General features: G+C 64.7%; 18 protein-coding genes and 1 pseudogene. 5 read left to right on the forward strand and 14 right to left on the reverse strand.

Annotated features, from left to right (window positions below):
- Nucleotides 1-143: 143 nt before the first annotated feature.
- On the reverse strand, nucleotides 144-1,181 hold the full coding sequence (locus AWB74_RS28400; RefSeq protein WP_061150033.1) for a Vgb family protein: 1,038 nt from the start codon (nucleotides 1,179-1,181) through the stop codon (nucleotides 144-146).
- A 227-nt stretch (nucleotides 1,182-1,408) separates the two neighbouring features.
- Between AWB74_RS28400 and AWB74_RS28405 the strand changes: the two genes are divergently transcribed.
- The 4 genes and pseudogenes from AWB74_RS28405 to AWB74_RS28420 all read left to right on the forward strand — a co-directional run bounded on the left by AWB74_RS28405 (nucleotide 1,409) and on the right by AWB74_RS28420 (nucleotide 6,381).
- Nucleotides 1,409-2,737, forward strand: coding sequence for an NAD(P)/FAD-dependent oxidoreductase (locus AWB74_RS28405; protein WP_061149978.1), 1,329 nt, complete (start codon nucleotides 1,409-1,411; stop codon nucleotides 2,735-2,737).
- A 462-nt stretch (nucleotides 2,738-3,199) separates the two neighbouring features.
- Nucleotides 3,200-5,785, forward strand: coding sequence for a bifunctional aconitate hydratase 2/2-methylisocitrate dehydratase (acnB, locus tag AWB74_RS28410; protein ID WP_061149979.1), 2,586 nt, complete (start codon nucleotides 3,200-3,202; stop codon nucleotides 5,783-5,785).
- A gap of 117 nt (nucleotides 5,786-5,902) precedes the next feature.
- Nucleotides 5,903-6,046: pseudogene (locus tag AWB74_RS28415) on the forward strand (ABC transporter permease subunit); the annotation flags it as partial.
- A complete protein-coding gene (locus AWB74_RS28420; protein WP_235024702.1) occupies nucleotides 6,046-6,381 on the forward strand; it encodes a DUF3088 domain-containing protein in 336 nt (111 codons plus the stop codon). The pseudogene AWB74_RS28415 and the gene AWB74_RS28420, both read left to right, overlap by 1 nt.
- Nucleotides 6,382-6,421: 40 nt before the next feature.
- On the opposite strand, the gene AWB74_RS28425 is transcribed toward AWB74_RS28420, so the two are convergent.
- The 13 genes from AWB74_RS28425 to AWB74_RS28485 all read right to left on the reverse strand — a co-directional run bounded on the left by AWB74_RS28425 (nucleotide 6,422) and on the right by AWB74_RS28485 (nucleotide 22,872).
- Nucleotides 6,422-7,411: a sulfonate ABC transporter substrate-binding protein gene (locus AWB74_RS28425; protein WP_061150035.1), complete on the reverse strand. Its 990-nt coding sequence runs from the start codon at nucleotides 7,409-7,411 to the stop codon at nucleotides 6,422-6,424.
- 173 nt (nucleotides 7,412-7,584) lie between these two features.
- The gene (locus AWB74_RS28430) at nucleotides 7,585-8,760 is read right to left on the reverse strand and encodes an acyl-CoA dehydrogenase family protein (protein ID WP_061149980.1); all 1,176 of its coding nucleotides are present in this window, start codon (nucleotides 8,758-8,760) and stop codon (nucleotides 7,585-7,587) included.
- A 100-nt stretch (nucleotides 8,761-8,860) separates the two neighbouring features.
- Nucleotides 8,861-9,751, reverse strand: a complete 891-nt coding sequence (locus tag AWB74_RS28435) for an ABC transporter permease (RefSeq protein WP_061149981.1) — start codon at nucleotides 9,749-9,751, stop codon at nucleotides 8,861-8,863.
- A complete protein-coding gene (locus AWB74_RS28440; RefSeq protein WP_061150036.1) occupies nucleotides 9,748-10,740 on the reverse strand; it encodes an ABC transporter permease in 993 nt (330 codons plus the stop codon). The genes AWB74_RS28435 and AWB74_RS28440 overlap by 4 nt, the downstream gene beginning before the upstream one ends.
- Before the next feature lie 5 nt (nucleotides 10,741-10,745).
- Complete coding sequence (locus AWB74_RS28445; RefSeq protein ID WP_061149982.1) at nucleotides 10,746-12,461, reverse strand: ABC transporter substrate-binding protein; 1,716 nt, start codon at nucleotides 12,459-12,461, stop codon at nucleotides 10,746-10,748.
- The gene (locus AWB74_RS28450; protein WP_061149983.1) at nucleotides 12,403-14,103 is read right to left on the reverse strand and encodes an ABC transporter ATP-binding protein; all 1,701 of its coding nucleotides are present in this window, start codon (nucleotides 14,101-14,103) and stop codon (nucleotides 12,403-12,405) included. The genes AWB74_RS28445 and AWB74_RS28450 overlap by 59 nt, the downstream gene beginning before the upstream one ends.
- The gene (locus AWB74_RS28455; protein ID WP_061149984.1) at nucleotides 14,100-15,485 is read right to left on the reverse strand and encodes an LLM class flavin-dependent oxidoreductase; all 1,386 of its coding nucleotides are present in this window, start codon (nucleotides 15,483-15,485) and stop codon (nucleotides 14,100-14,102) included. The genes AWB74_RS28450 and AWB74_RS28455 overlap by 4 nt, the downstream gene beginning before the upstream one ends.
- A gap of 48 nt (nucleotides 15,486-15,533) precedes the next feature.
- Nucleotides 15,534-16,778 (reverse strand): acyl-CoA dehydrogenase family protein, encoded by a 1,245-nt coding sequence (locus AWB74_RS28460; protein WP_061149985.1) that lies wholly within the window; start codon nucleotides 16,776-16,778, stop codon nucleotides 15,534-15,536.
- 144 nt (nucleotides 16,779-16,922) lie between these two features.
- On the reverse strand, nucleotides 16,923-18,233 hold the full coding sequence (locus tag AWB74_RS28465) for an MFS transporter (protein ID WP_061149986.1): 1,311 nt from the start codon (nucleotides 18,231-18,233) through the stop codon (nucleotides 16,923-16,925).
- 37 nt (nucleotides 18,234-18,270) lie between these two features.
- Nucleotides 18,271-19,200 carry an amidohydrolase family protein gene (locus AWB74_RS28470; protein ID WP_061149987.1) on the reverse strand — a complete coding sequence of 310 codons (930 nt, stop codon included), beginning with the start codon at nucleotides 19,198-19,200 and terminating at the stop codon, nucleotides 18,271-18,273.
- Nucleotides 19,197-20,150 carry an amidohydrolase family protein gene (locus tag AWB74_RS28475; RefSeq protein ID WP_061149988.1) on the reverse strand — a complete coding sequence of 318 codons (954 nt, stop codon included), beginning with the start codon at nucleotides 20,148-20,150 and terminating at the stop codon, nucleotides 19,197-19,199. The genes AWB74_RS28470 and AWB74_RS28475 overlap by 4 nt, the downstream gene beginning before the upstream one ends.
- Entirely contained in the window at nucleotides 20,147-21,451 is a 1,305-nt protein-coding gene (locus AWB74_RS28480; RefSeq protein ID WP_061149989.1) for an MFS transporter, read from the reverse strand. Before AWB74_RS28480 ends, AWB74_RS28475 begins: the two co-directional genes overlap by 4 nt.
- Before the next feature lie 53 nt (nucleotides 21,452-21,504).
- Complete coding sequence (locus AWB74_RS28485; RefSeq protein WP_061149990.1) at nucleotides 21,505-22,872, reverse strand: NAD(P)H-dependent oxidoreductase; 1,368 nt, start codon at nucleotides 22,870-22,872, stop codon at nucleotides 21,505-21,507.
- 486 nt (nucleotides 22,873-23,358) lie between these two features.
- Between AWB74_RS28485 and AWB74_RS28490 the strand changes: the two genes are divergently transcribed.
- Complete coding sequence (locus AWB74_RS28490; RefSeq protein WP_061150037.1) at nucleotides 23,359-24,006, forward strand: GntR family transcriptional regulator; 648 nt, start codon at nucleotides 23,359-23,361, stop codon at nucleotides 24,004-24,006.
- Nucleotides 24,007-24,089: the final 83 nt, after the last annotated feature.

Below are 24,089 nucleotides of genomic sequence, written 5' to 3' on the forward strand. Positions count from 1 at the left end.
TGCCAGGCGCCACTGCGCAGGTGCTGCGTTTTAACGTCTGTCTAGGAAAATCTCAACGGCCCTCACGCGACGCTTACGTTTTTGCGTTCGGGCGAGCGATTTGCGCGAGCGCCCAGCGCGATCATCCCGAGAAACAGGTGCGGTCAATTGCTGCCGGCATTCGCTGCATTCAACCGATAACGCACGAGATGATCAGTGCCTGACTCGGACAACCAGACTTCGCCAGGGCGGCCCATCATCTGACGTACGTTCGCGTGTGGCCGCGGCAACGCGAAACTTTGAAATTGCTCAGTTCGCGGGTCGAAGCGCACTAACGCGTTGGCTGTCCATTCACTGAGCCACACGATGTCCCGGTCATCGACGAATATCGCGTATGCGTGCGGATTCGGGCCTGGCAGCGGCCATTCCTGCCAGCGATGCGTTGCCGGGTCATACATGCCGACCTTACCTGCGTTCCACTCGCTGACCCATACGCGTCCTTTCGAGTCGGACCATACTCGCCGGGCACCCTGATCGGGCGTTGGCGGCTCGATGACCCTTGCTGCGCCGCTCACCGGGTCGATGCGGCCGAGGTAGCTGCCTGCAAGTGAGGCGAAGTACAAGCTGCCATCCGGCGTGACGCAAATGCCGTAGGCGCCAGGCCCACGCGGTGCATCGAACACGCGCATTCTGGCACTCGCCGGGTCCAGTTCGCCGAAAATTCCGCTTTGACCGGTAAACCAGAGATGGCCGCGTTGGTCGAAGACTGCCGTGTTCAGATTGGCGTTCTGTCGGTCCTTGGGCAATGGAAAGCGCGTGACGTCGAGCGTCTTTGGATCGACGCGCACGATTGCGTTCAGCCCGCCATCGGTGATCCATGCCGCCCGATCCGGACCGACGATCACGCCGTGTGGTGCCGATCCGTCGCCGAGCGGGACCGATTCCATTTTGCCGCTGCGCGGGTCCAATCGTCCGACCGCGCCTCGTGCCTGTGCCGTATACCACACGACGCCATCTGGCGATGGTGCGACGTCGTGCGGTGCGCTGCCGGATGGAACGGCGAATGAATCGAAGGATGGGGTCTGGGCCGCTACCTGCGCTGAACCTGTCGCGACCAGCGCCCAAACGAGCGCAGGCGCAAAACGCCGGAAGAGCCGCGATGTGAGGCCTCTGTTCACCGTTGCCGCTGCGATGTGCATCATGTTCGCCTCCATGACCAGCATGGGCCTGCGATCGCTCGAACAGGCAGTGCACTTCGCAGCCCTGGGCGAATCGCTACGTGAGGCGATGGGTCCGTTTCCAGCCCGTCGACTCTTGTGCATATTCTGTATCAGATGCAATAGGATCGTCCTATCAACGATCCTGTGGAACAGCGAAAATCTCGACAGCAGTAACCCCTCAAAATCCGCCATTCCAGCGGCTGCGAACGATGCTAAAGATCGACGAAGTCACGAACAGCGAAGGTTTCCCCGAGCGATGCGACGTCGCGGTGATAGGCGGCGGCATCGTCGGCGTCAGCACCGCCTATGAACTGGCGCGACGCGGCGTATCGGTGGTTTTGCTCGAAAAGGGCATCATCGGCGGTGAGCAGTCGGGGCGCAACTGGGGTTGGGTGCGTCAGCAGAATCGTGACCTGTACGAACTGCCGCTCGCGATGCAAAGCCTCAGGCGCTGGAGCGAACTCAGCGAAGAACTGGACGAGGACGTCGGCTTTCGCCGGTCCGGCATTCTGTACGGGACGGAGCAACAGTCCGACGTCGCGCAATGGGAGTCATGGCTCGCCCGCGCGCGCGAAGTCGGCTTCAGCAGCGAGATACTCAGCGCGCGCGAACTGGCGTCGCGCATTCCGTCCGGACGGGCCAAGTGGGCCGGAGGCCTGTGGTCGGTCACGGATGGCCGCGCCGAGCCGTCGAAAGCCGCGCCAGCGATCGCGCGCGGAGCGCAAAGAATCGGCGCGAAGGTGTATCAGAACTGCGCGGTGCGCGGTCTCGACATGAGCGCGGGCCGTGTTTCCGGGATCTGGACCGAGCGCGGCCGGCTTGCGGCCGATACCGTAGTGCTCGCGGGAGGTGCGTGGAGCGCGTTGTTCTGCCAGCGTCACGGCATCGATCTGCCCGCGATCAACGTGATGGGAACGGCGCTGCGGACCGCTGAAGCGCCGGGCGTCATCGAGGGCTGTTTCTCCGGGCCCGACTTCGCGCTGAGACGACGGCTGGACGGCGGTTACACCATTGCCGTTCCCGGCTACGGACGCGTGGAACTGGCGCCGCAAAACCTGCGGCATTCGGTGAAGTTCCGCACCATGTTTCGCAGCAAGCTGAAGAAGAAACTGAAGATTCGCGTCGGCCAGAGCTTCTTTCAGGGACCGGAGGCCAGCGCGAACTGGCGCGACGGCGACCTTTCTCCCTTCGAAAAAGCGCGCGTGCTGGATCCGCGGCCGGATATGGAATGGCTCGACCGTGCGCTGCATAACGTCGCACGCGTGTTCCCCGAGTTGTCGGGCATGCGGATCGCTCACGCGTGGGCGGGCGCGATCGACACGACGCCGGATCTTGTCCCCGTCATGTCGAAGGTCGATGCCAAACCCGGTCTCGTGATTGCGTCCGGCTTCAGCGGGCACGGCTTCGGACTAGGGCCGGGCGCGGGCTTGCTCGTAAGCCGGCTGGTGATGGAGGATGCGCCGCAGCTCGACCTCAACCCCTTCAGACTGGCCCGCTTCAGCGACGGATCGAAACTGAGTAGCCCTCAGATGATGTGAGTCGAAGGCGCGCCGACGCTTAGCGGCGCGCACGGCGCAGGATTGGCCCTCAGATACGAACACCTTCGCGTTCGCCTTGGAACGAAACCGTCCGCACTTTCAGCAGGCCGCGTCGCCACGACGCATGGCGCAATCACGCGCTTACCGCTCCGCTGGGCAGTGCTCAACTTCTTAGAGACCACGTAAGACCACTCTTCCTGCGAAGCGACGAGCGCCCGATTAGTTCGTCATCCTTATCTATGGAACACGGGTGACCCTTTGAACTTTCGCGATCTTTGCCGGCCAATGCCGTTCGTCATCGTTTCAATTTTCGATTCTCTTTGCCAACTCTTATATAAGACATAAGACATAAGACAGTTGACGAAAGCGGCGTATCGCAATAAAATCACGCTCAAAGAGTGCCCGGAACAGCCTCGGCGTGTCTGGGAGAATTTCCTTTGAACGCAATACGAACGGTCCCCCATGCTTGAAAACTTTCGCGCTCACGTAGCCGCACGCGCCGCGCTCGGCATTCCTCCCTTGCCACTGACGGCTCAGCAGACTGCCGAGCTGGTGGAACTGCTGACGAATCCGCCCGCGGGCGAAGAGCAGACGCTGCTCGACCTGATCACCCACCGCGTGCCCGCCGGCGTGGACGAAGCCGCGCGCGTGAAGGCGGGCTTCCTGGCCGCCGTTGCCAAAGGCGAGACCGCGTGCGCGCTGATCTCGCGCGCACGCGCCACCGAACTGCTCGGCACGATGCTGGGCGGCTACAACATCCAGCCGCTGATCGAACTGCTGTCGGATGCCGAAGTGTCCGCCGTGGCCGCCGATGCGCTGAAGAAAACGCTCCTGATGTTCGACCAGTTCCACGACGTCAAGGAACTCGCCGACAAGGGCAACGCCAGCGCCCGCGCCGTGATGCAGAGCTGGGCCGACGCCGAATGGTTCACGAGCCGTCCGGAAGTGCCGCAAAGCCTGACCATCACCGTGTTCAAGGTGACGGGCGAGACCAATACCGACGACCTGTCGCCGGCCCCGGATGCCACCACCCGCCCGGACATCCCGATGCACGCGCTGGCCATGCTGAAGAACGCCCGTCCCGGCATCACGCCGGAAGAAGACGGCAAACGTGGCCCGGTCAAATTCATCGAGTCGCTGAAGGAAAAGGGCCACCTGGTCGCCTACGTCGGCGACGTGGTCGGCACCGGCTCCTCGCGCAAGTCGGCCACCAACTCGGTGCTGTGGTTCACGGGCGAAGACATCCCCTTCATCCCGAACAAGCGTTTCGGCGGCGTGTGCCTCGGCGGCAAGATCGCCCCGATCTTCTACAACACGATGGAAGACGCCGGCGCGCTGCCGATCGAACTCGACGTATCGAAGATGGAAATGGGCGACGTCGTCGAACTGCGCCCGTACGAAGGCAAGGCTCTGAAGAACGGCGAAGTCATCGCCGAGTTCCAGGTCAAGTCCGACGTGCTGTTCGATGAAGTGCGCGCCGGCGGCCGCATTCCGCTGATCATCGGTCGCGGACTGACGGCCAAGGCGCGTGAAGCGCTCGGTCTCGCCCCGTCGACGCTGTTCCGCCTGCCGCAGCAGCCGGCCGACAGCGGCAAGGGCTTCTCACTGGCGCAGAAGATGGTCGGCCGCGCATGCGGTCTGCCGGAAGGCCAGGGCGTCCGTCCGGGCACGTACTGCGAACCGAAGATGACCTCGGTCGGCTCGCAGGACACCACCGGCCCGATGACCCGCGACGAACTGAAGGACTTGGCGTGCCTGGGCTTCTCGGCCGACCTCGTCATGCAGTCGTTCTGCCACACCGCCGCTTATCCGAAGCCGGTGGACGTGAAGACGCATCAGACCTTGCCGAACTTCATCAGCAACCGTGGCGGTATCGCGCTGCGCCCGGGCGACGGCGTGATCCACTCGTGGCTCAACCGCATGCTGCTGCCCGACACCGTGGGCACGGGCGGCGACTCGCACACGCGCTTCCCGATCGGCATCAGCTTCCCGGCAGGTTCGGGCCTGGTCGCCTTCGCGGCCGCCACCGGCACGATGCCGCTGGACATGCCGGAATCGGTGCTGGTCCGCTTCAAGGGCAAGATGCAGCCGGGCGTGACCCTGCGCGATCTGGTCAACGCAATTCCGCTGTATGCCATCAAGCAAGACATGCTGACGGTCGCCAAACAAGGCAAGAAGAACATCTTTTCCGGCCGCATTCTCGAAATCGAAGGCCTGCCTGATCTGAAGGTCGAGCAAGCGTTCGAATTGTCGGATGCTTCGGCTGAGCGCTCGGCCGCCGGTTGCACGGTGCACTTGAACAAGGAGCCGGTCATCGAATACCTCAACAGCAACGTCACGCTGTTGAAGTGGATGATCGCGCAGGGTTACCAAGACCCGCGCAGCCTGCAGCGCCGCGTCGATGCGATGCAGCAGTGGCTCGCCGACCCGCAATTGCTGTCGCCGGATGCGGACGCCGAGTACGCAGCCGTCATCGAAATCGATCTGGCCGACATCCACGAACCGATCGTGGCCTGCCCGAACGATCCGGACGACGTGAAGACGCTGTCGGACGTGGCCGGCGCCAAGATCGACGAAGTGTTCATTGGCTCGTGCATGACCAACATCGGCCATTTCCGCGCCGCTTCGAAGCTGCTGGAAGGCAGGCGCGACATCCCGGTCAAGCTGTGGGTTGCCCCGCCGACCAAGATGGACCAGAAGCAGTTGACCGAGGAAGGCCATTACGGCGTCTTCGGCACGGCCGGCGCCCGTACGGAAATGCCGGGCTGCTCGCTGTGCATGGGCAATCAGGCACAGGCGCGCGAAGGCGCGACGGTCATGTCGACCTCGACCCGCAACTTCCCGAACCGCCTGGGCAAGAACACGAACGTGTACCTCGGCTCGGCGGAACTGGCGGCGATCTGCTCGCGTCTGGGCAAGATCCCGACCAAGGACGAGTACATGACCGACATCGGCGTGATCAATGCCAACGGCGACAAGATCTATCAGTACATGAACTTCGATCAGATCGAGGACTTCAAGGAAGTGGCCGACACCGTGCAGTCGTAAGCGTGTTGTCGGAGTACGGCGTGTCGATCACGTCGTAGCGCCACGGAATGGCGCCGCAGGCTGAACGCCTGCGGCGCCATTTTTATTGGAGTGCAAAGAAGTGCTTCGGGCCAGTGCGGCGTGCGCAATGTCGATCCTTTGCTGATCCGCTCCGCGCGTTCGATGGGCCTCAGGCCGTTGCAACTGTTCGTGAAGGTCGTCTTGCCGGCATCGGTGCCGTCGGTGTTCACGGGCATTCGCCTCGCGGGCGCCAACGCGATTTGCTGATCCTGCTGGAACCCGGCTTCACCGATACGAAGCACCCCGGCGAAGTGTTCATCTGTCCCGACGGCGCGCCCATCGAAGGGCTGCTCGCCACCGATCCCGCGCGTGCGGCCCGCCTCGATATCGGCCGCGTGCCGTTCGAGCGTCCGCGACGTGCGGTCATCGAAGCGCTGAGCGAGGCGCATCAAAGTCTGCCCGTCCTGGTGATCGGTGGCGATTTGCCCGCACCGTCCGATGCAGTGCGCCTCGGCGAAACGCGCTTCGTCACCGATACGCGCCGCATCCTCGCGTTGCTCGCGGAGCGGCACGGTTTCGCCAAGGTACATGATTAGGATTCCATATCGTGATGTGCCGGCCGCCGCCGTGCGGCGCTCAGGCCAGATCGGGCGGCGCGGCCTTCGCTACATCGACATGTTTCGGAATGAGGCCGAGCTCGACGAAGGTATCGGCGATCTGTTGCTGCTCGCTGATGATCGTCCGCGTGATGGCTTCGGTGCCGAACACCTGCCGGCTCACCGCGAGATCGACGACGGCTTTCGGCAAGCCCCATAGCCGCGCGAGTTCGGTCGCGAGTTCATCTGGATTCTGCTTGCCCCATTGATCGACCGCCCGGATTTCTTCGATGACGACGCGAAGCACATCGGCATTCTTCGCCGCATAACTCTGCGAGGAAAAGAAGTAAGCGCGATTGCCGACGACACCGCTCGCATCCGCGACGATGCGCGCATTCAGCGTCTTCTGCGCCGCCGCGAAGAACGGGTCCCAGATGACCCATGCATCGATGGAACCGCGCTCGAACGCGGCGCGCGCATCGGCGGGCGCGAGGAACGCGAGCTCGACATCGCGATACTGCAAGCCGTGCTGACGCAGCAGCTTCACGAGAAAGTAATGGACGTTGCTGCCTTTGTTCAGCGCGACGCGCTTGCCTTTCAGATCCGCGACCGTCCTGACCAACGATTGCGCCGGGACGATCACGGCTTCGGAACGCGGACGCGAAGGCGTCGCCGCGACGTAGGTGAGAGGCGCGCCCGCCGCCTGCGCGAAGATCGGCGGCGCTTCGCCGACATCGCCGAAATCGATCGATCCGACGTTGAGCGCTTCGAGCTGCACCGGTCCGGCGGAGAACTCCGTCCAGGTGACGGAGACGTTGAGCGGGGCAAGCCGCTTCTCCAGTGTTCCGCGTCCCTTGAGGAGGTTCAGATAGCCTTTCTGATTGCCAATACGAAGCACGCGCGGCTGCCCCTGCGAGACCTGCTGCGCGAACGATGCGGGCACGGCTGCGAACGCCGCGGCGCCCGCTGCGGCGCGGGCGGACAAGGTCAGGAAAGCGCGACGATCGGTGGAGGTTCTTCTTTTGGACATGGCGGAAATCGTGGTCTTGGAAAGCTTCAAATGCTAAGGCGTCCGCCCGTTATGTCCAACGTAGCGATGTTCATAACGCTATCGCGGTTGGGCTCATATGCTTGTGCATACGGCGGATCAGGCGCCTTTTCGCGAGCTGAAGCCGTGCGCCTCCGTCAATGCACAACGCCCCCTCACGAATAGAACGACGGCTTCGGAATCCGCCCGTTGAGCGCCCAGTCTCCCAGTTCCCGCACCTTGTAATCGAGCGGATCGTGCAGCGTGTGCACGCGCACGTTGCGCCAGAAGCGGTCGAGCCGCAATGCCGCCGTGGTCGAGCGCGCGCCCGTCACTTCGAACATGCGATGCGCGACTTCCAGCCCCGCGCGCGCCGCCGCCACTTTCGACGCCGCCACGGCCACCGCGACTTCGCCGCGCTCGCTTTCGGTGAGCGCAAGGCCGCGCTGCCACGCGCGATCGAATGCCTGCATCGCACGTTCGACGAGAAGGCGCGCGCCTTCGAGCGCAATCCAGAAGTCGCCGTAGTGCGCGAGCACGTAAGGATCTTCGGCGGGACGCTCGGCTTGCGAAGCGATCCACGGCCGCGTCTGCGCGAGCGTCGCGTCGCGCGCGGCCTGCAATGCGCCTTCGCCGATGCCGAGATAGATATGGCTCAGGATCGATTGCGCGAGCAGCGGCCGCAGCGTGGCGAACGGGCTGGAAAGCGGTCCGGGCTGGAGCAGCAGTTCGTCCATCGCGATGGGCACGCGCTCGAACACGACCGTGCCGCTGTCGGTCTGACGCTGCCCCATGTTGTCCCAGTCGTCGAGCACGGTGATGCCCGCGCGATTCGTCGGCGTCGCGCCGATGAGCAGGCGCCCGTCGACATCGAACGCGGAAGCGAGCAGCCGGTCCGAATCGCGGGCGCCGGAACAGAAGCTCTTGCGGCCATCGAAGAGATAGCCGCCGGCGCCGTCGGGCAAGGCGCGCGTGCTCTTGTCGAGCGGATTGAGCGCGTTGCCCCAGAACCAGCCCTGCGCGATGGTCTCGCCGAGCCAGTGCCGAATCTGCGTATCGCTGCCGAAGAGGCGGATCGTCGCCAGTTGCAGGTGATGAAACGCGAACAGATGTGCGAGCGAACTGTCGACCTGCGCCATGCGTCGGACGATATCGAGCGTCGTCGACCAGGGCGCGCCGTCGCCGCCATGCTCGACGGGCACCGAAAGGCGCAGCAGGCCGCTCTCGCGCAGCAGGCGACGCTCGTGAAAGGCGGTGCCGCCGGCCTTGTCGCGCGCGGCGGCGGTTTGCGCCCATTCGCGCAGCACCGCTTCCAGCGGCTCGGTCCACGGGGCGTCCTGGATGCGGCTCATTTCGGTATCTCCTGTCGATGAGGGTGCCGGTTCATATCGAGTGGTATCGGGCAGCATAGCGCGCGGGCGATAAACGTGCGGCTGCTACGCTGCGCTGCGCTCAGGGCCGCAGCCCTTCGAGCGCTTCGCGCTGCGACGCCGCATCGGCGCGGCGGTTTCTCGACAGACGCGGATTGAACGCCGCGTGCAGGGCATCGCTCAGCAGATTGAGCGCCAGCACCGTCAGCGCGATCGCCGAGCCGGGCACCGCGATCATGTACCACGCGGTGCGCAGCGCTTCGCGCCCGGTGCCGACCATCGAGCCCCAGCTCACCACGTTCGGATCGCCGAGCCCGAGAAACGACAGCGCCGCTTCGGAGAGCATCGCGTTGGCGACGAGCAGCGCCGTGGAAACGAGGATCGGCGTCAGCGCGTTCGGCAGGATCTCGATGAAGATCAGATGCGCATCGCTCGCGCCGAGCGCCACGCTCGCGCGGACGAACTCGCGCTCGCGCAGCACGATGAACTCGCCGCGCGTCAGCCGCGCAATGCCCGGCCACGCGGTCACGCCGAGCGCGAACACGATCGTCGCGAGCGACGGCGTGAGAATCGCGACGAGGATGATGGCGAGCAGAAACGGCGGCACGGTCTGGAAGAACTCGGTGATCGCCATCAGCGCCTGATCGGTCACGCCGCCGAAGTAACCCGCGATACCGCCGATCAGCACGCCCAGCACGAGCGCGATGACCGCGACCGTCGCGCCCACGTACAGCGAGACGCGCGCGCCGTGGAACAGCCCGGCGAGCAGGTCGCGGCCCATCAGGTCGGTACCGAGCGGATACGCGTGATCGGCGCCGGGCCATTGATACGGCGCGGCGACCATGTCGAGCGGATCGCCGGGAAAGAGCCCGTTGGCCGAGAGCGCTGCGGCGAGCGCCAGCGCGAGCAGGATCGCGCCGGCGAGCGCGGACGGCTGGCGCAGGAATTGGCGCAGGAAGTGGAGCAGTTTCATCGGTTCGATCTCGTGCGTGGATCGACGAGCCCGTAGAGCAGATCGACGATCAGATTGAGCAGGACCACCAGAAAGGCCGAGAGCAGCAGCACGCCGACCAGCAGATTGACGTCGCGGCTCTTGATGGCTTCGAACGACAGTTGCCCGAGCCCCGGCCAGCCGAACACCGTCTCGACGATTACCGAGCCGCCGATCAGCGCGCTGCCCTGGAGGCCGAGCATCGTGAGCACGGGCAGCACGGCGTGGCGCAGCGCATGATGCGTCGTCACGTACCACGGCCGGCCGCCTTTGGCGCGCGCGGTGCGGATGAAGTCCTCCTGCAGCGTCTCGATCATCGAGGCCCGCGCGAGCCGCGCGAAGATGGCGACGTAATACAGCACGAGCGTCATGGCGGGCAGCACGAGATGGCGCAGATGATCGACGACGAGCGCGACGCCGCGATGCGCGACGTTGGTGTCGGCGACGCCGCCGATCGGCAGCCATTCCAGATGCACGCCGAAGACCACGATCAGCATCAGCGCGGTCCAGAACATCGGCGCGGAATAGCCGATGGTCGCGAGCGTGGACACGAGCGTATCGACGAGGCCGTGCGGGCGGCGCGCGGCGAGCACGCCGAGCAGCAGCCCGAGGCTCACGGAGACGGCGAGCGCCGTGCCGATCAGCGCGAGCGTGGCAGGCAGGCGCGCGAAGATCAGCGCCGCCACCGGCTCGCCGAAGCGAAACGAGAAGCCGAGATCGAGGCGGATCGCGTGCCCGACGTAGTGCAGCAACTGCCACGCGACGCCCTGATCCAGCCCGTATGCCGCGCGCAATTGCGCGACATATTGCGGCGACACGTTGCCGCTCTCGCTCGCGATGACATCGACGAGATCGCCAGGCATCAGCTTGAGCAGCACGAAATTGAGCACCGTAGTGCCGAGCAGCACGAGCACGAGCTGAATCAGCCTGTGCCCGATCCTGCGCCCCGCGAGCGCCGATGTGAGCCGCATGACGATCACGCCTCTTCGAACCAGACCCGCGCGAAATTCGCGCGCGAGTGGCTGGCGGTGTCGGTGACGTTGCGCAGGTTCTTCGCCCATACGCCGAACCAGCGGAACTCGAACAGATTGATGAGCGAGAGGTCGCGCTGCGCGATCTTCTGCAACTGGACGTAGAGGTCGCGCCGTCTGGCCGGATCGGTTTCCGTCTGCGCCGCTTCGATCACGCGGTCCATTTCGGGGCTCGCGTAGCCCGAAGCGTTGAACCATGGCGTGCCGTTGGACGCCGCCTTCGACCAGTAATGCTGCTCGATGCCGATCTGTGGATCGAGACCGTCCGTGCCCCAGCTGCTGATGAGCTGAAAGTTGTAGTCGGTGAAGACGTTCTTGATCCAGGTCGGGAGATCCTGCCCGCGCAGATTCACGTCGATGCCCACGCGGCGCAGCGCCTGACGCACGAATTCGCCAGTGCGCCGGTAGTCGTCGCCATAGGGGATGAAATCGTGATCGAGTTTGAAGCGCCAGCCGTCCGCCTTCTTCGGGAAGCCGGCCTTGTCGAGCAATGCCTCGGCGCGCTTCGGATCGTAGGGATATTGCTGCGTATCCTGCGTATAGAACGCCTTCACCAGCGACGACTCCGGTCCCGTCGCGGGCACCGCATAGCCGCCCCAGACGGTTTTGACCAGCACGTCGCGGTTGATCGCATGCGCGATGGCCTGACGCACTTCGAGCTTGCCGAGGATCGGATCGCGCAGATTCGGTTCGAGCCACAGCCACGCCGCGTAGCCGTTATAGCCTTCGCGCGAGACGACGAGACCGGGCAGCTTCGCGAGCCGGTCCGCATCGGCGAAAGTCACCGGGTTGCGCTCGCCGTATTGCGCCGCGCCGGTTTCGAGCGCGGTCGCGCGGCCCGAGACGTCCGGCGTGATCTTCCACGTGATGCGGTCGAGATACGGCTGGCCGGGCGCCCAGTATTTCTCGAAACGGTCGAGCACGATGCGGTCGCCGCGCGCCCATTCGGTGAACTTGAACGGACCCGTGCCGACCGGCTTGTTGTTGTACGGATTGTTGCGGATGTCCGTGTTCTCGTAGAGATGCTTCGGCAGGATCGGCGTGCCGAGCGAATCGAGAATGCCGAAAGTCGCGGGCGTCGATTTCGACAGATGCAGCACGACCGTGTGCGCGTCCGGCGTGTCGATCTTCGTCAGGTATTGCAGCACGCGCCGCGACGCCGGGCTGATCTTCAGCCACACTTCCTCGGCGGAGAATTTCACGTCGGCGGAAGTGAAGGGCTGGCCGTCGTGCCACAACGCGTTGCGGCGCAGCTTGAAGGTCCATGCAAGGCCGTCCTGCGAAACGTTCCAGCTTTCCGCGAGTTGCGGACGCGGCCTCAGGTCCGGGCCGTACTCGACGAGACCATCGAAGACCTTGCTCGCCACCGCGCCGATCATCGTCGCGGAGTTGACGAAGAATGCGAGCGTTGGCGGTTCCGGATGGATGACCGCCGTGAGCGTGCCGCCGCGCTTCGCGCCGTTGAGCGTGATCGGGGTCGTTTCGATCGCGGCCCACGCGTTGCCCGTGAACATGAACGGCGTCGCCGCGCCGGCGAGCAGCGCGCCTGCGCCCTTGAGCAGTCTGCGCCGTTTCAGATCGGCCACTGCGGCGCCCAGCGGATCATCGCGGAACAGGAGCGGCGAGGTTGAGGTCGGCTGCGGCTTGCTCTTGAAAGTCACGATCAGTTTTCCTTGTGTCGGATGAGAATGGCGCGTGCGACGACGGCACCGCGTCGATCAGCGCGCGCGTGTAGATGTGTTGCGGCGAAGTCCAGATGGCGGCGTGATCCCCGCTTTCGACGATGCGTCCCGCCTGCATCACCAGCACGCGATCGGCGATATAGCGGACCACCGAAAGATCGTGCGAGATGAAAAGCAGCGCGAGGCCGAGTTCGTGCTTGAGATCGGCGAGGAGATCGAGAATCTGCGCCTGAATGGAGACATCGAGCGCGGAGACGGGCTCGTCGCAGATGACGAGCTCCGGCCTCAGCACCAGCGCGCGCGCGATGCCGATGCGTTGCCGCTGCCCGCCCGAAAACTCGTGCGGATAGCGGCGCAGCGACGACTCCGGCAGGCCGACCGCGTCGACGATGCGGCGCATCCTGTCGTGCCGTTCGCGCCGGCTCGACACGCCGTGAATGGCCAGCGCATGACCGAGCGTGCGTTCGACGGTATGACGCGGATTGAGCGAGCCGTACGGATCCTGAAAAATCATCTGCACGCGCCGGCGATACGGACGCAACGCGCGCCGTCCGAGACGCGTGACGTCCTCGCCATCGAACACGATGCGGCCGTCCGTTGGCTCGACGAGCCGCGTGAGCGCGCGCGAAAGCGATGACTTGCCGCATCCCGATTCGCCGACGAGTCCCACGGTCTCGCCCGCGCGAATCTCGAAGTTGACGCCGTCCACGGCGCGCACGCCGTGATAATCGACGCGCACGTCGCGGGCTTCCAGCAGCACGCGCGCGGGCGCGTTGGCAGTTGGCCGTGGCGCGACGCGCGGCGCGTGCGTGAGTCGCGCATCGCGGTAATGCAGACCCGCGCCGAAGTGCAGCGAGGCGCCGAGCAGCGCGCGCGTGTACGGCTGCGAAGGCTTGGTGAAGAGTTGCCTGTTCGACGCTTCCTCGACTTTCGCGCCGTCCTTCATCACGACGACGCGATCCGCCCAGCGCCCGACCACACCGAGATCGTGCGTGATGAGCAGCACGGCCATCGACAGTTCGCGCCGCAGCCGGTCGATCAGTTCGAGAATCTGCGCCTGGATGGTGACGTCGAGCGCGGTGGTCGGTTCGTCGGCGATCAGCAGGCCGGGCCGGCACGCGACCGCGATGGCGATCATCACGCGTTGCCGCTGCCCGCCCGACAGTTGATGCGGATAGTGCGTAAAGCGCCGTTGCGGTTCGGGCAGGCGCACGAGTTCGAGCAGTTCGAGCGCTTCCTTGCGCGCGCTGTGCGACGACATCGGCCGATGCAGCGTCAACGCTTCCGCGACCTGTCTGCCGATGGGCTGAAGCGGGTTCAGCGAGGTCATCGGCTCCTGAAAGATCATGCTGATGCGGTTGCCGCGCAGCGCGCTCCATTCACGCTCGCTTTGCCCGAGAAGCGATTTGTCTTCGAAGCGGATCGCGCCTTGCACGCGCGCTTGGCCGGGCAGCAGGCCCATCGTCGCGAGGGCGATGGTGGATTTCCCGCTGCCGGATTCGCCGACGAGCGCGACGATCTCGCCGCGCGCGATCGTCAGATCGAAGGGACGAACCGCAGCCTGTCCGCCGAAAGACACGCTCAACTGGTCGATCCGGAGCAGGGGCGTCGCGGCGCTCATGTCGCCTGCCCGGAAAGATCGCGGAATGCGGCGCCGGTGTGACGCGCCCCGAGCCGCGCGCCGCCGCCGAAGAGCTTCTCGCGCAGCGTGCCTTCTGCATACGCCGTCTTGTAGATGCCCCGCGACTGCAATTCGGGAATGACCAGATCGATGAAATCCTCGTAGCTTTCCGGCGTCACCGTGCGTGTGAGGTTGAAGCCGTCGATGCCCGCTTCGTCGACCCAGGATTGCAGCGCATCGGCGACCTGAACGGCATCGCCGACGATCGTCGTGTAGCGTCCGCCCAGTTGCATCTGATCGAGCAGATGGCGCACGGTGACCCCGCGCTTGCCGTCGGTCACGCGCTGCACCGACGATTCGATGCCGCACCCCTTGTGGCCGCCGGGCGGCGCGAGTTCGTCATCGGGCGCGTAGGTCGAATAGTCGATGCCGCTGCCCGCCGCGAAGTGCGCCAGTCCCGCTTCGGGGCTGGCGTACCGTGCGTATTCGGCGAACTTCTCTTCGGCTTCGCGCTGCGTGCGGCCGACCACGACGGTGATGCCCATGATGATCTTCAGGTCGCCCGGCGCGCGCCCGGCTTCGACGGCTTGCGCGCGCAGCGCATTGACGAGCTTGCGCGTGCCTTCCTTGCTCTGGCTCGACACGAACACGCATTCGGCGTGACGCACGGCGAACGCCTGGCCGCGCCCCGACGATCCCGCCTGGAACAGCACCGGCGTGCGCTGCGGCGAAGGCTCGCACAGGTGATAGCCTTCGACGTCGTAATAGCGCCCGTGATGATGCAGCTTGCGGACTTTCGATGGATCGGCGAATACGCGTCCTGCGCGGTCGCGCAGCACCGCGTCGTCCTGCCAGCTTCCTTCCCATAGCTTGTAGAGCACGTCGAGATATTCGTCGGCGCGCTCGTAGCGCTCGTCATGCGCGATCATTTCGGTGCTGCCCATCGCGCGCGCGGCGCTGTCGAGATAGCCCGTCACGATGTTCCAGCCGATGCGGCCTTCGGTCAGATGATCGAGCGTGGAGAAGCGCCGCGCGAGCAGATAGGGCGCCTCGTACGTCAGATTCACCGTGATGCCGAAGCCCAGGTTCCGCGTGGCGGCGGCCATCGCGGAGACGAGCATCATCGGATCGTTGACGGGCAACTGCACCGATTCCTTCAGCGTGACATCGACCGATCGCCCATAGATGTCGTACACGCCGACGATATCCGCGATGAACAGCCCGTCGAACAGGCCGCGCTCCAGCAGCTTCGCGAGATCGGTCCAGTACGAGAGCTTTCGATAGTCCGTCGAACGATCGCGCGGATGAGTCCAGAGGCCATGATTGATATGGCCGACGCAGTTCATGTTGAACGCGTTCAGAATGATTTGCTTCTTGCTCATGGAAAGGGGCGTGTGGCGAACGAAAGGAAAATCGCGCGGGCGCGCGCTTCAGGCCACGCCGATGCGCCATTGCCCCGGCGGCAGCGTGCCGTTCACGGCGAAATCGCCGACGATGCGGTCCTTGTAGATGCGCGGGTTATGCGAGGCGATGGTGCGCGCGTTGCGCCAGTAGCGGTCGAGTCCGGAGGCGCGCAGCGTCGCGGAAGCGCCGAGCGCGTCGAACACGTTCGCGCTCGCATCGAGAATGAGTTGCGAGGCGACCGTCTGCGCCTGCCAGATTTCGATTTCGGTTTCCGCGATGACGGCGAGCGCGTCGGGCGTGTCGAACGACATCACCGCGCGTTCGAGCGCGCGCGCCGCCTGCGCGACGATCGCGCCTGCGGTCCATGCGTGCGCGCGGGCGCGGCCGACCACCTGCAACAGTTGCGGGTCGTCGGCGGCACGCGTGCTCACCGCGTGGCTGTAGCTGCGCTTGCGCGTGGCGATGGCGGTGGCGGCATCGCTCGCCACGGCGCGGCCGATGCCCGCGAGCGTCGCCAGATGCACGAGCTGATAGAACGCCTCGGAGTAGGGGAACGGCGCGCGGCCCGCGACGATCTCGCGTTCATCGATCTTCACATCGTTGAAGCGGCTCGTGCCGCTCGCGGTGAGCCTTTGCCCCATGCCGTCCCAGTCGTCGATCACTTCGACGCCGTCGGCATGACGATCGACGGTGACGGAAACGGCTTCGTCGTTCGCGTCCGTCGCGCCGACGTGGATCCAGTCGGCGAAGAGCGACCCGGTCGTATAGAACTTCGTGCCGTTCAGATGCCAGCCGCTCGCGTTGCGCGTGAGACGCGTCGCGAACTGGCTTCGCGGCGCTTCACCGGTTTCGGACCACGCCGCGCCGACGATATCGCCTTTGCCGAGCCGCGCGAGCCATCGTTCGCGCCGTTCGGCGGGGCTTTCCAGCGCGTGCTCGGTGAAGCCGAAATGCGCGCGCAGTGCCTGCGTGATATTCGAATCGGCTTCCGATAATTCGATCAGCAGTTCGAACAGTTCGACGAGCCGGATGCCTTTGCCGCCATGCTCGCGCGGCACGCGTAAGGACGTGAAGCCGGCGTCGCGCAGCCAGCCGATTTCATCGGCGGGAAGGCGGCGTTCGAGTTCGCGCGCGACGCTCTGTGCGCGGATGCGTGCGAACACGGGCCGAAAGCGCGCGGCGAGCGCGGCATAGTTTTCCGTGGGACCGGAGCCCCAGGCAGGGCCGACGACTGCATCGGAAGGCAGAGGTGCATTGCGATCGAAAGGCATGGTGCGTGGGCGTCATTCGTTAAAGCGTTGATTATCTGCAACGAATGCGCCAACGCTAAACGATGAATTCTCAGAAGCTAAGGCGAAAATTCATCGCTTGCGTCTACGACTGGCCCAATGCTCGGCAATGCCGGGATGCGTCAACTAACGCACGTTCGCCCGGACTGGCTGTGCGTCGATGTTGCTTCGAGGGCGCGCGCGCAGTACGGCTGCGAGAAGCAGCGCGCCGAGCACGAGTCCGCCTGCCACAACGAACAGCGCCGTATCGGTGCGCCCTGTGAGGTCTTTCAGATAGCCGATCATATAGGGCGAAACGAAGCCCGCAAGATTGCCGATCGAGTTGATCATTGCAATGCCGGCCGCCGCCGTCACGCCGGTGAGGAACGCGGTCGGCAAGCTCCAGAAGAGCGCCGGGATCGACAGCACGCCCATGTTCGCGATGCACAATGCGATCACGCCGAGGACAGGCTGGTTCTGCCAGAGCACGCAAAGCAGGAAGCCGATCGCCGCCATCGAAAACGCCACGATCAGATGCCATTTGCGTTCATTGTGACGGTCCGCGCTGAAGCCGAACACGAGCATGCTGATGATCGCGCATACACCCGGAATCGCGGTCATCACGCCGATGGTGAACGCATCCGTCACGCCCATCTTCTGCACGAGCGTCGGCATCCAGAAGCTGATCGCGTAGAGCCCCATGTTGTAGACGAAGTAGATCACGACGAGCGCCCAAATCCGCGAATTCGTCAGGAGTCCGGCAAGGCCGTGCGAGAGCTTGTCGCGGTTCTCGGCGGCGAGCACACTCGTCAGGTGAGCTTTCTCCGGCTCCGACAGCCACGTGACGCGACGAATGTCCTCGCTCATGCGGAAGAAGATGTAGATGCCGAGCAGCACGGTTGGAATCCCTTCGACGAGAATCAGCCATTGCCAGCCGCGCAGACCGCCCAGTCCCGACATGAAGCGCAGGATCGACCCGGAGACCAACCCGCCGATCACACCCGACGACGCCAGCGCGATGTAGAACACGCCCCATGCGCGGCCGCGTCGCGCGGCGGGATACCACTGGCTCATGTAGTAGATGGCGCCCGGAATGAAGCCCGCTTCGGCGAGCCCGAGCAAAAAGCGCATGACATAGAACTGCGTGGGCGTGCGGATGAAGATCGTCGCGCAGGAGAGCAGGCCCCACGTCACCATGATGCGCGAGATCCAGCGCCGCGCGCCCACTTTATGCAGGATCACGTTGCTCGGCACTTCGAGCAGGAAGTAGCCGAGAAAGAAAATGCCGGCGCCGAAGCCATAAACGGCGTCGCTGAACTGCAGGTCGCTCGCCATCTGCAGCTTGGCAAAACCCACGTTCACACGGTTGAGGTAAGAAAAGAAAAATCCGAGCATCAGGACGGGCAATATCCGCACGGATACTTTCCTGAAGAGCGAGTTTTCGTCGATGGTCTGCATGCCTGTCTCCTGATAATTTTGTACGTTCGATGCAGTGTCAATCGATGCGGTAGAAGCGCCGCGCCGTGTCGGCGAAGAGCTTGCGCAGATCGGTTTCGGTCGCCTGGGGAAGGGCCGCGAGCACATCGGCGACGATTTCCGTCATGCTCGCCGACAGATTGCCCACCGGCAGATTGCTCGCGAACATCGACCGGTCGTAGCCGAACAAATCCACGGCTTCGCGGATCACGCGTCGATTGCCCGCGCTGTCCCATTTGCCGTTCGGCAGGCCGAGTTCCGACACCTTCAGGGTCACGTTCGGACAGGCCGCGAGTGCTTCCATGCCGGAGCGCCAGATCGCGATGCCCTCGTCGGAGCGGTCGAGCGGCAAGCCGAGGTGATTCGTCACGATCGGCGTGTTCGGGAACGCGCGCGCGACTTCGGCCGCTTCCTTCAGATGCCAGTAAGGCACGCGCAAATCCCACGAAAAGCCGTATTTGTCGAGAAGGGCGAGACCGCGCAGCCAGGCGTCGTCCTGCATCGTGCCGGGGCGGCCTTGCACGGACTCGCCGGGGCCCGCCGAGATTTCCGGCTTCGAGCGCACGCCTCGCGCGAGCGGGCTCTTCGCGTGGCCCGCGAGAATCGCATCGCAATCCGGCTGCACGAAGAACACATGCCCGACGATCGCGCTCGGCAGCCCGCTCTTCGCATTCAGTTTCGTGAGCCATTCGGTCTCGCGCACTTGCTCCTTGCGCGAGCGTTCCGCTTCGACGTGAACGGTGCCGATCACATCGAATCCCGCTGTCGCGCGACGGTATTGCTCCGGCAGGAAGTCGCTGCACATGCGGCGATAATCGCCGAGGAAGAACGTGTCGTCGTATTCGTCGGTGAGCCAGGGGAACGTGCCGTCGGACAGGTCCCAGAAGTGATGATGCGCATCGAGAATCGGCAATTTGAATCCGAGTTCGTTGTGCGATTGGGTGATCATCGGGATGCCCTTTCGTTGGTCGGGAGCGAACCGCTCGTGCAGGAGCGCGCCCCGAGTCCGAGCGGGCGATACACACGCTCGGCGGTGTCATGGAAAAAGGCCCGCTGCTGCGCATGCGGCCAGGCGCGCACGAGCTGTGCGAAACCGCTCAGCAGGCCATCGAGCGAGAGGAACATGCCGTCGACGGGAAAGTTGCTGCCGAACATCAGCCGCTCAGCGCCGAAGAGCGCGTAAAGCGTATCGACGATGGGCTGATTGGCTTCCACGCTCCACGGCTTACCCCGCTCGCACAGCCCCGATACCTTGACGACGACGTTCGGCAGCACCGAGAGCGTTTCCATTGCCTTGCGCCAGCCGCGCAAGGTGTCGGGCGAGCGGTCGCCCGGCACACCCGCGTGATTGACGATCAGGAGCGTTTCCGGAAAGTCGCGTGCCACGCACGCCGCCTCGTGCAATTGGGTCCACGGCGCCTGCAGTTCGAAATGCAGCCCGTGTCGCGCGAGCGCTGCGTAACCGCGCAGCCAGCGATCGTCGGACATCAGCGTGCGGCCTTTCCCGTCCGGGTTGCCCGGCTTGTGACGGACGCTGCGCACGCGGTCGAATCCGGCCTGCGCGGCGAGCACGTCGTTTGCATCGTCGCGATCGAGCCACGCTTGCGCGGCGATCGCATTCGGCCGTCCGCACGACGCCGCCAGTTGCGACACGTAACGGGTCTCGCCGAGCGGGTCGGACGGGTTCCATTCCGCCTCGACATACACGCTGCCGACCACGTCGTGACCGGCGGCATCGCGCAGATAATCCGCCGGCAGATACGTGCGCTTGATCGCGGAATAGTCGCCGTAGCGGTGCGCGACCAGCGTATCGCCCGTGAGCCACGGATACTGATTCGCTTCGAGATCCCAGAAATGCTGATGGGCGTCGATGACCGGACCGTCGTAGAGCGCCTTCATGCGCGGTCTCCGCGCGGCGCATTGCGGCCGAAGTCGATCATCAGCGAACCGACGAGATAGGCGAACGCCGCGGCTGCGAAGAACATGATGACGGCGGTGAAACCACCGGTTGCATCGACGAGCACGCCGACGACGATCGGCACGACGATCGCGCCGCCCGTGCCCGCGAAGTTCATCACGCCGCCGACGAGGCCGACCTGTTCCTGCGGCGCGAGCATCGCGGGGATCAGCCAGTAGAGACCGCCCCACAGATGGAAGAACACGCCGAGCGACAGCAGGGCGACCGCATAGCGAATGTCCGACACGAACGGCAGCGCGAGCAGGCAGGCGAGCGACATGCCGCCGGACAGGCCGAACAGGATCTTGAACGCGGCCTTGCGCGAGAAGCGCTTTTGCAGCCAGTCGGCGGTCACGCCCGACAGCACTTCGCCGATCGCGCCAGCAAGGAAGATCAGGAAGGTGGCGAAGCCCATGCTGCGGATGTCGAGACCGCGGCCGACCGACAGATAATTCGGTCCCCATGTGACGAGGCCGAAGAACACCATCGCCCAGCCGATCCGGCCCACCACCATCGCCGCAATCGTGCGGCGCGAGAGCGGCGCCTTCTTCGCGCGCGGCGCTTCGCCGGCGGCAAGCTTCTGCGCGCGGATATAGGTCGTCTCGGCGTCGTCGATGCCGGGATGCTGCTCGGGCGTTTCGCGTAGCAGCCGGTACACGATCAGGCCGAACACGATCGTGACCGCGCCGACGATCAGAAACGCCGTGCGCCACGAGCCCGAGAGTGCGATCAGCGCGCTGATCGCGAGGCCGCCGAGCGCCGATCCGAGCGGCGCGCCGCTATCGATCAGCGTCACGCCGCGCGCGCGTTCGGCGGGCGGCAGCCACGTCGCCGTGAGCTTGGTCGCGGCCGGCATGTAGGGCGCTTCGAACACGCCGAGCCCGATGCGCGACAGCAGCAGCGTCACGCCGTTGACCGCGAAGGCTGCGAGACACTGGAAGCCGCCCCACAGCACCGCCGAGATGCCGATCATGCGTCGCGCGCCGAAGCGGTCGGCGGCCCAGCCGGCGGGAATCTGGAACGTGCTGTAGGTCCAGAAGAACGCCGACAGGATCAAGCCCTGCATCGTCGCGGCGAGATGGAACTCGTGAACGATCGTCGGCATCGCGATGGACAGCGACATCCGGTCGATACAGTTGATCGTGTAGAGCACGAATAGCAGCAGCACCATGCGCCAGCGTGTGGTGGACACGAGCGAGCGGAACGAACTGGGCGATTCCGCTGTGGGAATATCGGTTTGCATGTCTCCTCCTTATTGGAACGCGGCGCTTTGCGCGCCGCTTTCAGCGCGTGCGCTCAGTGCGCCGGATTGCGCTGCCATGCTGCGTACAGCGCCGAGCCTTCGAGATCGAGCGCGGCGAGCGGGATCAGATCGCCGCGCGCCACGTCGGCGAGCAGACGCTTGTTCGCGGCCAGATAGAACGGCGCGGCGCGACCGGCCTTCGCGCGATCGACGAGCAGTGGCGTCGCGCCTTCGATCGCGTGGTGATGGCCGCCCATCGCCAGCGTTTCGCCCGCCCTGAAGTCGCGGTCCGCGCGCGCGACCATCTGCGCATGCGGCAGTTGCGCGGCGCTTCCCGTCGGCTGGCCGAGCAGCACGGCGGAGAACAGGCTCATCGGCGTTTCGAGGCCCATCAGGTGATACGGCAGGTAGATGCACGCATAGCGCCCTTTCTTGCCGACGAGATGCCCCTTCTGCCTGAGCAGTTGCCAGGTCTCGTCGTCCTTGCAGCGGACCACGACGAACACGCCGCCGCCGAAGCTGAGGTCGTCCGGACGGCGCAGGCAGTTGAACACGTCGACCACGCCCGTGCGATCCAGAATGCCGCCGTCTTCCCTGGGCACGAAGATGTCCGCGAGTTCGCTGATACGCGCGAGCGGATAGTTGAGCGCGTCGGCGGCCGGCAGAAGGCCGGTCGAATTCGCGACGACGTTCAGCTCGCAATAGTCGGGGGTCGCGCTTTGCGGCAGCATCGAAAGTGCCTGACTGCGCGCGGCGAGCGTCGCGGGGATATCGTCGCCGAGCGTCCAGCAGCCGTCGAGCGAGGCGGTGTGCCGCTCTTCCAGATAGTCGATGGTGCGCGCCGCCGGATCGTAGATGTAGTCGTATTCGCTCGACTTGCCCGCCGCCACGACCTCGAAGCCGAGCACGCGCGCCCACGTGACGAGGCCGATCAGGTTGCTCGGCTGGTCGCCGTCGGGCGTCGTATAGACGACCTTGTTCTCGATCGCGAGCCGGTTCAGATAAGGCCCGACGACCGAATCGGTCTCCTTGGTCGCCATGGCGACATGCACGCCGCGCTGCAGCGCGTTCTCCGCGATCCGCACGCTCACTTCGGGCTGCCCGGTCGCCTCCACGACGATGTCGAGCTCCACTGCGTCGAGTAGTCGGTAGTCGCCGACCAGTGCGATGCGGCCCGCGGCGCGCGCCGCTTTGACGTCGTCAGCGTTGTTGCAGACGGTCGCGGCGCCGGCGTCGAAGCCGAGCGAGGCGAGCGTGGAGAGGGTGCCGTCGATGTCGAGGTCGCAGAGCGCCGCGATCTGGATGCTCGGCACGGCCCGGCACTGTACGAGCAGCGAGCGCCCGAAGCCGCCCTTAGGGCCGACGAGCGCGATGCGGATCGAGCGGCTGCCGAGCGTTTTGAAAAGATGTTCGTAGTTCATGTGTCTGTCCTTGGTGGAGCAAGATTGCGAATCGGTGCCGAGCCGCAATCCAACGCATTCTGGTATACCGATTTGATCTGGTCTGGACGGGAAACAAAAAGAGCCATCGAGTGGTGCTAGGGCGCGCTGAGATTCACCTGAATTCCTTGCTGCATATGACTCTTCTGGCCATTTTCGGTCGGTTTCATCAATATCTCGATTCGATGCTCCTCTTTCGTGGCGACCGGGATTTCCCAACTGAATTTTGCAATCGATAAATCTGGCATACCAGAATGTAGTTGCACGTCATCATCCGGTCAAGTACGGGATAACACCCGCCACCGGCAAAGGGCTTGCGCGCCTGTCGCCATCACGTGCGAACTGGTAAAGTGGCATACCGGATCCGCGCCCACCGCTTTCCGGCATCGAAGGATCGGGGAAATGACTGATTTCGAAGACGAATCGGACGCATTCGAGAATGGCGAAGCGCCTGACGAACTGCTGTCGATGCAGATCGCGCAGCGCCTGCGCACGCTCATCGCAACGGATGAGCTCAAGCCTGGAGAGCGGCTTCGCGAACGCACGCTCGCGGAGCGGCTCGACGTGTCGCGCACACCGCTACGGGAAGCGCTCAAAGAGCTGGCCAGCGACGGTCTGATCGTCGTGCTGCCCAAACGCGGCGCCGTGGTGGCGAAGCTCGGCGCGGCGGAGATTGCGGAAAAGCTGGACGTGCTCGGGGTGATCGAGGCGTTCGGCGGCGAAACGGCGTGCCGGGTGGCGACCGACGCGGAGATCGCCGAGATCCGCGCGCTTCATTACGAAATGCACGCAGCGTATGAGCGGCGCGACCGGATGAACTACTTCCGGCTCAACCAGGCGATCCATACGAGCATCATCGTTGCCGCGAAAAATGCCACGCTCAGAGAGGTTCATGAACGGCTGAACCGGCAGCTTTATCGCTATCGATTTCAGGGGAGCGTGACGTCGGAGACCTGGCATACCGCGATCGACGAGCACGAGGTCATCGTTCGGCTGTTGTCGGCCCGCGAGGGCGCGAAGCTCGGCGAATTTCTACGACGCCATGTGCATAGCACATGGGAGCAACTGGCGCCGCACGACGGGGAAGCGCTTCCCGCTGCACAAGACGCTCAGTGACGGTGCCGGCGGGCCGGTCGGCCCAGGCATCCGTTTCTCTGCGAAAGGATCACCACGCGTAAGGGTGTGCGCCGCGTCTGAAA

This window comes from Caballeronia arvi, assembly GCF_001544695.2.
GTDB lineage: Bacteria > Pseudomonadota > Gammaproteobacteria > Burkholderiales > Burkholderiaceae > Caballeronia > Caballeronia arvi.